General features: G+C 42.3%; 9 protein-coding genes. 5 read left to right on the top strand and 4 right to left on the bottom strand.

What is annotated here, in order from left to right; genetic code table 11:
• Positions 1-89: 89 nt before the first annotated feature.
• From DXB58_RS18585 to DXB58_RS18575, 3 genes are all read left to right on the top strand, one after another.
• Positions 90-4,094, top strand: a complete 4,005-nt coding sequence (locus tag DXB58_RS18585; protein ID WP_122137825.1) for a response regulator — start codon at positions 90-92, stop codon at positions 4,092-4,094.
• On the top strand, positions 4,091-4,633 hold the full coding sequence (locus tag DXB58_RS18580; RefSeq protein ID WP_122137824.1) for a chromate transporter: 543 nt from the start codon (positions 4,091-4,093) through the stop codon (positions 4,631-4,633). Before DXB58_RS18585 ends, DXB58_RS18580 begins: the two co-directional genes overlap by 4 nt.
• Positions 4,634-4,758: 125 nt before the next feature.
• Positions 4,759-5,307: a chromate transporter gene (locus tag DXB58_RS18575; RefSeq protein WP_122137823.1), complete on the top strand. Its 549-nt coding sequence runs from the start codon at positions 4,759-4,761 to the stop codon at positions 5,305-5,307.
• 92 nt (positions 5,308-5,399) lie between these two features.
• Here DXB58_RS18575 and DXB58_RS18570 read toward each other — a convergent pair whose 3' ends face one another.
• Complete coding sequence (locus tag DXB58_RS18570) at positions 5,400-6,986, bottom strand: glycoside hydrolase family 10 protein (protein ID WP_199487985.1); 1,587 nt, start codon at positions 6,984-6,986, stop codon at positions 5,400-5,402.
• Positions 6,987-7,002: 16 nt separating this feature from the next.
• Between DXB58_RS18570 and uvrA the strand changes: the two genes are divergently transcribed.
• Positions 7,003-9,771, top strand: a complete 2,769-nt coding sequence (gene uvrA, locus DXB58_RS18565) for an excinuclease ABC subunit UvrA (RefSeq protein ID WP_122137821.1) — start codon at positions 7,003-7,005, stop codon at positions 9,769-9,771.
• 120 nt (positions 9,772-9,891) lie between these two features.
• Here the strand turns inward: uvrA and DXB58_RS18560 are convergent, their stop codons facing one another.
• From DXB58_RS18560 to DXB58_RS18550, 3 genes are read right to left on the bottom strand one after another with little or no spacing between them, the layout of a single operon-like run.
• The gene (locus DXB58_RS18560; RefSeq protein ID WP_122137820.1) at positions 9,892-10,377 is read right to left on the bottom strand and encodes an outer membrane beta-barrel protein; all 486 of its coding nucleotides are present in this window, start codon (positions 10,375-10,377) and stop codon (positions 9,892-9,894) included.
• A gap of 4 nt (positions 10,378-10,381) precedes the next feature.
• Entirely contained in the window at positions 10,382-10,612 is a 231-nt protein-coding gene (locus DXB58_RS18555) for a hypothetical protein (protein ID WP_117937365.1), read from the bottom strand.
• Positions 10,609-12,039: a carbon starvation protein A gene (locus tag DXB58_RS18550; protein WP_117937363.1), complete on the bottom strand. Its 1,431-nt coding sequence runs from the start codon at positions 12,037-12,039 to the stop codon at positions 10,609-10,611. Before DXB58_RS18550 ends, DXB58_RS18555 begins: the two co-directional genes overlap by 4 nt.
• A 108-nt stretch (positions 12,040-12,147) precedes the next feature.
• On the opposite strand from DXB58_RS18550, the gene DXB58_RS18545 reads away from it, so the two are divergent.
• Entirely contained in the window at positions 12,148-13,614 is a 1,467-nt protein-coding gene (locus DXB58_RS18545; protein WP_122137819.1) for a glycoside hydrolase family 10 protein, read from the top strand.
• The last annotated feature ends 139 nt before the right edge of the window (positions 13,615-13,753 follow it).

Below are 13,753 nucleotides of genomic sequence, written 5' to 3'. Positions count from 1 at the left end.
CAAAATTTTGTAATATCAAAAAATCTTCTTAATTTTGTCAAACTTTCCCCCTCATAAAAGATTCAATAACCCTTAAAAGTCCTATTTGTATGAAAAAATGGCTTTTTCTAATCTTATTGTTTCCTCTAATTTGTGTCGCGCAGACGTATCGATATCTCGGAGTGGAGGATGGGTTAAGTAACCGGCGGGTTTACTGCATTCAAAAAGATAAAACCGGATACATGTGGTTCCTCACGCACGAAGGTATTGATCGATACAATGGAAAAGAGTTTAAACGATATAAGTTAATGGATGGTGACGCAGAAGTGAACTCTCTGTTAAATCTAAACTGGCTTTATATTGATCAGGAAGGAGTCTTATGGGAAATCGGGAAAAAAGGAAAAGTATTCCGGTATGACCAGATTCACGACTGCTTCAGTCTTGTATATAAATTACCGATGGAAAGTTTCAGCGAACAGCCGGACCCGGTCACTTATGCCTGGCTCGACCAGAACAAACACATCTGGCTATGCAATAAAGATACTATCTTTCTCTATAATACGGACACCAAACAAGTCACCCATATAAAGAATGATATAAGTGAAGAAATCACTGATATTGAACAAATAGACGAATCGCATTTCTTCATCGGTACGGAAATGGGGATTCATTATGCCCAATTAGAAAACAACGCATTGAAACTTATCAATTGCGATAAGTTGGAGAGCGTGAAAGCCCAAGTAAGCGATTTACACTTCGACAAAAAGATTCGGAAACTATTCATCGGCACTTTCTTGCGGGGAATTATGGTTTATGATATGAATACCAAATCCGTCATACGACCGGATTATAACCTGAAAGATATCAGTATCACACGGTTCAAGCCGCTAAATGACAAAGAGTTATTAATAGCTACCGATGGCGGAGGAGTACACAAAATAAATATGGATACTTATCAAATAGTACCCGAAATTGTGGCTGATTATAACAGTAATTGTGGCATGAACGGTAACAGTATCAATGACATTTTTGTGGATGATGAAGAACGGATATGGCTGGCTAATTATCCCATCGGAATCACGATACAAAACAACCGTTATACGAGCTACAAATGGATTAAGCACTCCATCGGTAACAAACAGTCTTTAATCAACGATCAAGTAAATGCCATTATTGAAGACAGAGAGGGAGATTTATGGTTTGCAACGAACAATGGCATCAGTTTTTTTAATTCAAAGACCGGACAATGGCGATCGGTGCTTAGTGCTTTTGAAGAGTCGCAAGGTAATAAAAGCCATATCTTTCTTACTATATGCGAAGTGGCTCCCGGAATTATCTGGGCAGGCGGGTACTCTTCCGGTGCTTACCAGATAGATAAGAAAACGTTCAGTGTCAGCTATTTCATGCCGCCTTTGTACACTCATACAAACAAGCGACCGGATAAATATATACGTGATATTCGTACAGATATGCAGGGTTATATCTGGTCGGGAGGATTCTACAACCTCAAGCGTATTAATCTGAAGACGCAGGAAGTACGGTTTTATGATGGATTAAATTCCATTACCGCCATCGTTGAGAAAGATGAAAAAAGTATGTGGATCGGTAGTGCCACCGGCCTATGTCTTTTAGATAAAGAATCCGGAAAATTCGAGCGCATAAAACTTCCGGTAGAGTCGAACTATATCTATTCCCTGTACCAAGCAAAAAACGGTTCATTGTATATAGGTACCAGCGGGTCGGGACTATTGATTTACGATATTAATAAAAAACTGTTCACTCATTACCACACGGAAAACTGTGCTTTGATATCCAATAATATCTATACCATATTATCGGATGCGGACAAAGATATAATCATGAGTACAGAAAGCGGATTGACAAGTTTTTATCCCAATGAGAAAAAATTCTATAACTGGACCAAAGATATGGGATTGATGACCACCCATTTCAATGCGCTATCAGGTACGTTACGGAAAAACAATAAATTCATTTTAGGCAGTTCTGACGGAGCAGTGGAATTTGACAAGGATATGAAATTGCCCAGAAGTTATTCTTCTAAAATGATTTTCAGCGATTTCAAGCTTTTTTATCAAACAATCTATCCGGGTGATGAGGATTCTCCGTTGAAAGCAAGCATCAATGATACAAAGGTACTAAAGTTAAAATACAATCAAAACAGATTCTCTTTGCAGGTTTCTTCCATCAACTATGACTATCCTTCCAATATTCTTTACTCTTGGAGGCTAGAAGGTTTCTATGATAAATGGAGCAAACCCGGAACAGAGAACACGATTCGTTACACCAATCTTGCCCCGGGCAAATATACGCTAAGGGTACGTGCCATCTCCAATGAAGACAAACGCATCATGCTTGAAGAAAGAAGTATGGATATTATCATAGCCCAACCTTTCTGGTTGACATTCTGGGCCATGCTGGTTTATACAGCTATCCTTTGTCTCATTGCCATCGTCCTATTGCGTATCCTGATTTTAAGAAAGCAGCGTAAAGTCTCCGACGAGAAAATACATTTCTTTATCAATACGGCACATGATATCCGTACCCCATTGACGCTTATCAAAGCACCTTTGGAAGAACTACGTGAAAAAGAAGAGTTGAGCAAAGAAGGTATTTCGAACATGAATACGGCATTACGAAACGTTAACGCTCTGCTGCGCCTGACGACCAATCTTATCAACTTTGAGAGAGCGGACGTATATTCTTCCGAGCTATATATTTCAGAGCATGAACTCAACACGTTTATGAATGAAATATTCAATGCATTTCAACAGTACGCCAACATCAAACATATCAACTTCACTTATGAAAGTAATTTCAGGTATATGAATGTATGGTTTGATAAAGAGAAAATGGAGTCTATTTTTAAGAACATCATTTCGAATGCATTGAAATATACTCCCGAAAATGGGAATGTACAGGTTTTCGTTTCTGAATCAACAGATTCATGGAGTGTGGAAGTCAGAGACACAGGAATCGGAATTCCGGCTAACGAACAAAAGAAGTTGTTCAAGCTCCATTTCCGCGGCAGCAATGCTATCAACTCCAAAGTAACGGGAAGTGGTATCGGTCTGATGCTTGTATGGAAGTTAGTCCGTTTGCACAAAGGAAAGATCAATCTGTCAAGTATCGAAAACCAAGGATCAGTTATCAAAATAACGTTCCCCAAAGATAGCAAGCGTTTCCGGAAAGCACATCTGGCAACTCCGAGCAAACAGCGTATAGAAATCGAAAACGTTCCGTCTTCATCGCCTGAAATTTACGAAAACGCACAGAAGAAAGAGAACATAAATCATCGTCGTATCTTAATTGTGGAAGATAATGATGAGTTGCGCAACTATCTGTCGCAAACGCTATCCGAAGAATATATCGTACAGGTTTGTTCCAATGGAAAAGAAGCACTGACGATTATTCCCGAGTACAAACCGGAGCTGGTTATTTCAGACATTATGATGCCGGAAATGCGGGGTGATGAATTATGCCAGGCTATCAAGAACAATATCGAGACTTCCCACATCCCCGTTATCCTGCTGACTGCTTTGAATAATGAGAAAGATATCCTTTCGGGGCTTCAGATTGGTGCGGATGAATACGTTGTGAAGCCATTCAACATTGGTATATTGAAAGCAAATGTGGCCAATTTATTGGCTAATCGTGCACTTTTGCGTAGCAAATACGCAAACCTGGATCTGAATGATGAGGAAAATGATGAAGACTGCATTAACTGTTCACAGGATATTGACTGGAAGTTTATTGCAAACGTCAAAAAGAATGTGGAAGACAACATCGACAATCCGGCTCTGACGGTAGATGTGTTATGCAGCCTGATGGGAATGAGTCGCACAAGTTTTTACAATAAATTAAGGGCATTAACCGATCAGGCACCGGGAGATTATATCCGGCTGATTCGTCTGAAACGTGCCGTACAATTACTAAAAGAAGACACACATAGCATAACAGAAATTGCAGAAATGACGGGATTCAGTGATGCCAAGTACTTCCGCGAAGTATTTAAGAAACATTTTAATGTAAGCCCCAGTCAGTATGGCAAAGAGAAAAAAACAGCTAGTAAGGAAGGAGGAGAAAAGAAAGAATGAACATTTATCTCGAAGCATTTGGAATCTTTTTTAAAATAGGCGCCTTTACCATTGGAGGAGGATATGCAATGGTGCCACTGATTGAAAATGAAATTGTCACCAAGCGAAAATGGATTGCGCAGGAAGATTTTATAAACCTGTTGGCTATCTCCCAATCCGCTCCGGGAATTCTGGCAGTCAATATTTCTATCTTCATAGGATATAAGCTACGTGGAATCCGGGGAAGTATTATCACAGCATTGGGAACTATTTTGCCGTCTTTCATTATTATATTAGCTATCGCCCTGTTCTTTCATAGCTTCCAAGATAATCCGATAGTGGAACGTATTTTTAAAGGAATCCGCCCGGCAGTGGTGGCACTTATCGCGGCGCCGACCTTTACCATGGGACGATCCGCAAAAATCAACCGCTACAATCTGTGGATTCCTGTTGTCTCGGCATTATTAATCTGGCTGTTGGGCTTCTCCCCTATCTGGATTATCATTGCTGCCGGTGTAGGAGGGTTCCTGTGGGGAAAACTTAGAAAAGTTGAGAATTGAGAGTTAAGAGTTGAGAATTGAGAAGACACGGATTAACGCTGTCATTTTACAGATTCATAATTTCCAAAACCGCGAAATCCGTGTAATCCGTGCCTAAAATTATTATATAATAAATTATTAATCACATGATTTACCTACAGTTATTCTATACATTTTTCAAAATCGGCCTCTTTGGTTTCGGAGGTGGGTACGCCATGCTTTCCATGATTCAAGGTGAAGTGGTTACCCGTTACGGATGGGTGAGTTCACAGGAGTTTACTGATATTGTAGCAATCAGCCAGATGACTCCGGGACCTATCGGCATTAATGCAGCGACCTATGTAGGGTTTACTTCTACCGGAAGTGTTTGGGGTTCCATCATTGCAACCTTTGCAGTGGTCCTCCCCTCTTTTATCTTGATGCTGACCATTAGCAAGTTCTTTTTAAGGTATCAGAAACATCCTGTGGTGGAATCTATCTTCGACGGGCTGCGCCCGGCAGTAGTAGGATTACTCGCTTCCGCTGCGCTGGTATTAATGAATGTAGAAAATTTCGGCTCGCCTACGAAAGATACTTATTCATTCGTCACCAGTATCATTATATTCCTGATCGCTTTCATCGGAACAAGAAAATACAAAGCCAATCCGATATTAATGATTATCGGCTGCGGCATTGCAGGATTACTACTTTATTAGTTGATAGGTGATAGGTGATAATTGATAGTTAGCTGCGCTATGCTGCATAGTCACTTTCAATTATCAACTATCACCTATCAACTATCAAATAATCAAAGTTTCAACTTCTTACTTACAGACTTGGATTCATTATGCAAGCGATCTAAAGCTGTCACTACATAACGGCATTTTGTTTTCCCTGTTTCATAAGGAAGTTTATAGAATGGATTCCGCGTGATAGCTACAATATGAGAAGGATCGTCCAAATCCACCTTTTCTTTACCGTCAAAACGATAGACTACATATTGAACTGCCTTATCCATCTCTGTATCAGCTTTCGGAGCTGTCCAGAAAAGGATATAGCCATCTTCTGTCCATACCTTTTTCATTTTACGTACCTTGCCCGGAGCTTTATCATCCATAAAATCAAAGACTGGAATCAAAGCAGGATATTTATGATATTCACTGATTAAAGCATCACGATATCTACCCTGATTCTCAACAACAGCTGCTGCATACCATTGACAGCTACCTCCGATTGTTTGGTAAGCACGTTGCAAAGCCATTTTGCGGGGAAGCTGATTGATAGAAGGATTCTGCGGATCGGCAAACTGAACTGTCTTTGGCACCGACTGACCAATGAACAACGGCCGATTTTCCGAATGAGTAGCCCACCATTTCACCAGTGTCTCATAGTCGGCAGCTTTGTGGCCAATCTCCCAGTAAATTTGCGGAATATTATAATCAATCCATCCTTCACGTGCCCAAAGGAGTACATCGGCATAAAGATCATCATAGTTCTGCAAACCATTGGTGTTACTTCCCAACGGATCGCTCTTCTGATTACGATAAATACCGAACGGACTGATACCAAACTTCACCCATGGCTTGATGCCACGAATCGTTTCGTGAAGCTTCTTTATCAGCACATTCACATTACTACGACGCCAATCTGCCTTATTGGTGAAACCTCCACCATAACGGGCGAAACTTGCATCATCCGGAAAATCCAATCCATTCACCGGATAAGGATAGAAATAATCATCCATGTGAATAGCATCTACATCATAACGAGACACAATATCGGTCACGATTTTACAGATATGCTCCCGGCTTTCAGGAAGTGCCGGATCGAAATATAGCTGATCGCCATAAGTAACAAACCATTCCGGATGCTGGTGATAAATATGCTCCGGTGCCAACTTATTCTTTAATGAGGTCTTCACGCGGTAAGGATTGATCCAGGCATGAAATTCCATATTCCGTTTCTGACATTCTTCAATCATAAACTGCATCGGATCCCACATAGGGGAAGGTATCTGACCTTGCGTTCCTGTCAGGAAACGGCTCCACGGCTCATGCTGGGAAGCATATAATGCATCCGCTTCAGGGCGTACCTGAAAGATGATTGCGTTAATGCCGGCTTCCTGAAGAGAGTTCAACTGACTAACCAATATTTGTTTCAGTCTCTCTGTGGGAATGCCACGAAACTGACCGTTAACAGCTTGTATCCACGCTCCACGGAATTCACGTTTAGGATATTTATTGCCTGATGGCACCTGCGCCCTCACTCCTACCACCAGAAGAAGAGCTAAAAGTAAAAGATAGTTTTTCAGCTTCATAATATTCTTAAATCGTAATAATGTGACGCAAAGATAATACAAACTCCCGATAAATTCGCTAACTTTGCCGACTACCATAAAAAAGGAGTATTTTATGTCAGAAAACAACTATATTTCGATCAAAGGCGCACGCGTCAACAACCTAAAAAACATCGATGTAGATATTCCCCGCAACAAACTTGTTGTCATCACCGGATTATCGGGTTCGGGAAAATCATCTCTTGCTTTTGATACGCTCTACGCAGAAGGACAACGCCGCTACGTGGAAAGTCTAAGCAGTTATGCGCGCCAGTTTCTGGGACGAATGAGCAAACCGGAATGTGACTTTATCAAAGGGATTCCTCCCGCCATTGCTATCGAACAGAAAGTAAACAGCCGCAATCCCCGTTCTACCGTGGGCACCTCGACTGAAATTTACGAATATCTACGCCTGTTATATTCACGGGTAGGGAAAACGTATAGCCCCATCAGCGGACAAGAAGTGAAGAAGCACTCTACAGAAGACATTGTCAACTGCATGCTCTCATACCCGGAAGGTACAAGATATACGGTACTGACACCTATTCGCCTGCGTGAAGACCGCACCTTGCAACAACAACTGGAAATAGACCTGAAACAAGGGTTCAACCGTATCGAAGTGAACGGTGAAATGAAGCGTATTGATGAATATACGCCTGTGGCAGGTGATGAAGTATATCTACTGGTGGACCGTATGGCGGTCGCCAATAGCAAGGACGCCATCAGCCGACTGACCGATTCTGCCGAAACAGCCATGTATGAAGGTGACGGAACCTGTATGCTGCGTTTTTATCTATCAGACGAAACCACAAAGTTACATACTTTCAGCACTAAATTCGAAGCAGACGGTATCATCTTTGAAGAACCGAATGACCAGATGTTTTCATTCAACTCTCCTATCGGTGCTTGTCCCGTATGTGAAGGATTCGGTAAAGTGATCGGTATTGATGAGCATTTAGTTGTTCCGGATCGTTCTTTATCCGTATATGAAGGTGCTATCGTATGCTGGCGAGGCGAAAAGATGGGTGAATGGAAAGAAGAACTGATTCACAATGCGGATAAATTCGACTTCCCGATTTTCACTCCTTATTATGAGTTGACAGATGCGCAACGCCGTTTACTTTGGGAAGGCAATCAATATTTCCATGGCATCAATGATTTCTTCAAGATGCTGGAAGAGAATCAATATAAGATACAATACCGGGTGATGCTGGCACGTTACCGGGGAAAGACGCTTTGTCCGAAATGCCACGGCACTCGCCTGAAACCGGAAGCCGGATATGTTCGAGTAGGTGGAAAAAACATTTCCGAACTGGTGGATTTGCCTATCACAGAGCTGAAGCTATTTTTCGATCATCTGGAATTGGACGAGCACGACAGCAATGTATCTCGACGTATCCTGGTTGAAATAAATAGCCGGATTCGTTTTCTAATTGATGTAGGTTTGGGCTATCTGACTTTGAACCGGCTTAGTAATTCTTTATCGGGTGGAGAAAGTCAGCGTATCAATCTGGCAACTTCACTGGGAAGTAGCCTTGTTGGTAGCCTTTATATTCTCGACGAGCCAAGTATCGGACTGCATAGCCGTGATACGGACCGTCTGCTCCATGTGTTGCGTCAACTGCAACAATTAGGCAATACGGTAGTAGTGGTAGAGCACGACGAAGAGATCATCCGTGCTGCAGATTACATTATTGATATAGGTCCTAATGCAGGACGTCTGGGTGGAGAGGTTGTTTACCAAGGCGATATGAAGGATTTGAAGAAGGGAAGCAACAGCTATACGGTACGTTATCTTTTGGGAGAAGATGAAATTCCCGTTCCGGAGCATCGCCGGCCGTGGAATAATTATATAGAATTGAAAGGTGCACGTGAGAATAACCTGAAAGGAGTAAACGTACGCATCCCACTTAATGTAATGACAGTCGTTACCGGTGTTTCCGGTTCCGGAAAGAGTACATTGGTGAGAGATATTTTCTTCCGGGCATTGAAACGTGAATTGGATGAATGTAGTGACCGGCCAGGAGAATTCTCTTCAATCGGAGGAAGTTTGCGCGACCTGCGGAATGTAGAATTTGTAGATCAGAACCCTATTGGTAAATCATCACGTTCTAATCCGGTGACTTACATCAAAGCCTACGACGAAATCCGCAAACTATGGTCTGAACAACCGCTAGCTAAACAAATGGGGTATACTCCCGGATTCTTCAGTTTCAACAGTGAAGGCGGACGTTGCGAAGAATGTAAGGGGGAAGGAACCATCACCGTAGAAATGCAATTTATGGCAGACTTAGTGTTGGAGTGTGAATCTTGTCACGGAAAACGGTTCAAGTCTGATACACTGGAAGTGAAATTCAACGATAAAAGCATCTACGATGTGTTGGAGATGACCGTCAATCAGGCGATTGAGTTCTTTAACGAACATGGACAAAAGAAAATCGTAAAGAAGCTGCTTCCTTTGCAGGATGTAGGATTGGGATATATTAAATTAGGACAGTCGTCTTCCACTCTTTCCGGTGGTGAGAACCAACGTGTCAAACTGGCATTCTATTTGAGCCAGGAGAAAGCCGACCCGACGATGTTTATCTTTGACGAACCGACTACAGGACTACACTTCCATGATATTCGCAAACTTCTGGATGCTTTCGACGCACTGATTCGCCGGGGACACAGTATCGTTATCATCGAACATAATATGGATGTCATCAAATGTGCCGATTACGTAATCGATCTCGGACCGGAAGGTGGAGATAAGGGTGGAAACATTGTAGCAGTGGGCACTCCGGAAGAAGTTGCCGCCTGCGGAGCAAGCTATACAGGACAATTCTTGAAAGAAAAACTTTAATAGTTGATAGTTGATAAATGATAGATGATAGTTGATAGTTGGCTGCGCAATATTTGCTGCATGGTAATTCTTACCTATCATTTATTATCTATCATTTATCAACTATCATTTATCAACTATTTAAAAGTAGAATCCGAATCCTACCTTCACACCGAAACGTGAATTATCGGAGTCATCAAAACGCCATTTATAATAAACAGCCGGCTCGATGGTTACTGTTTTGGAGAGAAAGTACGCATATCCGGCTTCAATGCCCAATCCCCAATCGTTGTTATGGCTACCACCTTTGTAACGGACACGTTCCCAATCAAAACCACCTCCGAGATAAATCCCCGTTGTATTGAAATAGCAACGCATTCCTGTACCCAGTGTATATGTATCCTTCGGTTGCGACCAGTCTGCTCCAAGATTTACCATCAATGCAAAACCATCTGCCAAAAACGTACCGGCTTGCGCACCAATACCAAACTTAGCATCATCATTTTTACTGTAAGAAAAATCCAGTCCTGTGACGGAAGGGTTGAGAATCATCGTTCCTTTCTCAAATTGTGCCTGTGCAGTGAAAGAGACTGCCAATAAGCAAAGTGCCAAAGCTAATTTCTTCATAAACTTATTTTTTTAAGTGAATAGATTGTTCGTCTTTTTTGCGGCGTTCACGCATTTGTTCCTTTTTCCGAAGCACTAGCCAAAGAAGAAGAACGATGACATAAGAACCCGCCACCGTCAGGATTTTCTCTGTCTGGCTGACTTCCGTATTACGTGGCAACAGATAAGCCGCTGTTACCGAAACATAAATAAGGAATGCAATTGCCACTCCTGTCGATTTTCTTATTTTCTTCATTCTGATAATTTTCTTGTTTTTTGCTTGCTCATCCAGATATAGAACCAAATCACTGCAACGATCACACACGTTATACCGACGCCATAGGAAACAGTGTGTGAAAGTCCCAATCCTTCGGGAGCAATACATATATAAGTAGAACATACGCATGTCATAAACAGTGCCGGTATCAAGGTAATGATATAAGATTTCTTAGATACCACCAAAAAAATCGTTATAGCCCACAGGGTAAACACAGCCAATGTCTGGTTTGCCCAAGCAAAATAACGCCATATCATATTAAATCCGTTTGCATCACGCAAGCTATACAAAAGCAGACCGATAGCAACTACAAACATAGGAATGCAAATGTACAAACGACGGCGCATACTTTTTTGCTCCATCCCCAAAAAGTCCGCCACAATCAGACGGGCAGAACGAAAGGCCGTATCTCCCGAAGTAATCGGAGCGGCAATGACTCCCAAAATAGCAAGCACTCCACCGATTGCCCCTAACCATTCTTTTGTAATAGCATCAACAATAACGGAAGCATTGCTTTCTTCCATTCCATTCTCATGGAAAAAGTAAGTAGCGGCAGCCGCCCAAATCAAAGCAACAATACCTTCTGTAATCATCGCTCCATAAAATACCGGACGACCGTGACGTTCCGAAGTCATGCAACGAGCCATCAAAGGACTTTGTGTAGCATGAAAACCGGAGATGGCACCACATGCAATACTCACAAACATAATCGGAAAAATAGGAAGCTCACTCGCTTCGGGGTTTGTATTTTGCAATCCATCCCAAAGTTCAGGCAAAGCCGGATGGTTAACGTAAAGCATTACCAAGATGCCGACTGCCATAAACAACAGGGCAACCGCAAAGATCGGATAAATCTTACCGATGATTTTATCTACAGGAAGCAAGGTTGCCAGAATATAATAAGCAAACACAACAACAATCCAAAACGTAGTATCCAAATGTTCCGGAGTGAGTTTAGCCAATAGCCCGGCAGGACCTGCTACGAAAACGGAACCTACCAGAATCATTAAAATAACAGTGAATCCTCTCATCACCTGCTTGGTAGTCAGTCCCAAATAACGACCTATTATTTCCGGCAGGCTTTCACCTCCATTACGCAAAGAAAGCATTCCGGCGAAATAGTCATGCACCGCACCGGCAAAAATACTTCCCAACACAATCCACAAGTATGAAGAGCTACCGAATTTCGCTCCCATGATTGCTCCGAAAATAGGACCTAATCCGGCAATATTAAGAAACTGAATCATGAAAATCTTCCAGGTGGGCAATGGAATATAGTCCACTCCATCAGCCTTGGTAAGAGCCGGTGTTTTACGGTCATCAGGACCAAAGACGCGTTCCATCAGGCGTCCATACGTAAAATAGCCTACTATCAGTGCCAGCAGGCATAGAGTAAATGTAATCATAGCGTGTCGTTTTTTAACTTGGCAAATGTAACATAATCTCACGAAACAGCCCAACAATACCGACACTTTTACTAACTTTGCAGGGATTTAAAACAAAAAATAAAGAATATGCGCCTAACTATTTTCATTCTTTCACTTTTGTTTCCTTTCCTCACAATTGCCGCACAACCCAAACACGAAGTTCGTGCGGCATGGGTCACAGCTGTGTACGGACTGGATTGGCCTCGTACACGTGCAACAACTCCCCAAACAATCCGCAAACAGAAAGAAGAGTTAATAGATATTCTTGATAAGTTGAAGGCTGCCAACTTCAACACTGTCCTATTTCAAACCCGTACACGTGGAGATGTATTATATCCTTCAGCAATCGAACCATTCAATTCAATCTTAACTGGAAAGACAGGAGGAAACCCCGGCTATGATCCACTGGCTTTCGCCGTTGAGGAATGTCATAAACGGGGAATGGAATGTCACGCCTGGATGGTAACTATTCCGCTGGGGAATAAGAAACATGTTGCTTCGCTCGGAAGTCAGTCCGTCACCAAGCGGATGAAAGATATCTGCGTCCCTTACAAAAGTGAATATTTCCTCAACCCGGGGCATCCGGCTACGAAAGAGTATTTGATGAAACTGGTACGGGAAGTCGTAAGCGGTTATGACGTGGACGGAGTACATTTTGACTATCTGCGTTATCCGGAGAATGCTCCCCTTTTCCCCGATAAATATGATTTCCGCCGATATAATAAAGGACGTACGCTGGATCAGTGGCGCCGGGATAATATCTCCGAGATTGTACGTTATATATATAAAGGTGTAAAAGCGATGAAGCCTTGGGTAAAGGTAAGTACCTGTCCGGTAGGAAAATACCGGGATACATCACGTTATCCTTCCCGTGGATGGAATGCTTTCTTTACCGTTTACCAGGACCCACAAGGCTGGATGGGAGAAGGGATTATGGACCAGATTTATCCGATGATGTATTTCCAGGGAAACAATTTCTATCCTTTTGCTCTTGACTGGCAGGAACAAAGCAACGGACGACAGGTGGTTCCGGGACTTGGCATTTATTTTCTTCATCCTGATGAGGGTAAATGGACACGTGACGAAATTGATCGTCAGATGAACTTTATCCGCAGTCAGAAAATGGCAGGTGAAGGGCATTACCGGGTGAAATATCTTATGGAAAATACACAAGGTATCTACGATGAATTGGCTGAGAATTTCTATGCATATCCGGCTTTACAGCCTCCTATGCCGTGGTTGGACAATGTTCCGCCTACGGCTCCATCCAAACTGAAAACAACGAATATCGACAATGGATATACGGAATTAAAGTGGCAGGCTGCTACTGATAATGATTCGCGTAATCAGCCGATGTATGTTATTTACGCATCAAATGAATATCCGGTAGACATCAGCCGACCGGAAAACATTGTTGCACAGGGTATTCGGGATACAAATTATATCTATGCTCCTATCCTACCCTGGAATACAAAAAAACATTTTGCCGTTACAGCCGTAGACCGTTACGGAAATGAAAGTGCAGCGACGCAGGAGGCACAGAGGGACAAGTAGTAAGAAGCGAGGTGACAGGTAATAACAGCCGTCTCTTTAAGTTATTATTTACAGCCTATTCCCGAGAGCTGTCGCGGAATGGATATGATATACAAAGACCATTCTTTGCCGGCTTCTCCTGCAAAAGATTTTTCATTTT

This window comes from Bacteroides sp. OM05-10AA (genome assembly GCF_003439055.1).
Classification (GTDB): domain Bacteria; phylum Bacteroidota; class Bacteroidia; order Bacteroidales; family Bacteroidaceae; genus Bacteroides; species Bacteroides intestinigallinarum.
Note: the sequence above shows the minus strand (reverse complement) of the source record. Positions and strands in the feature narration are given on the sequence as shown.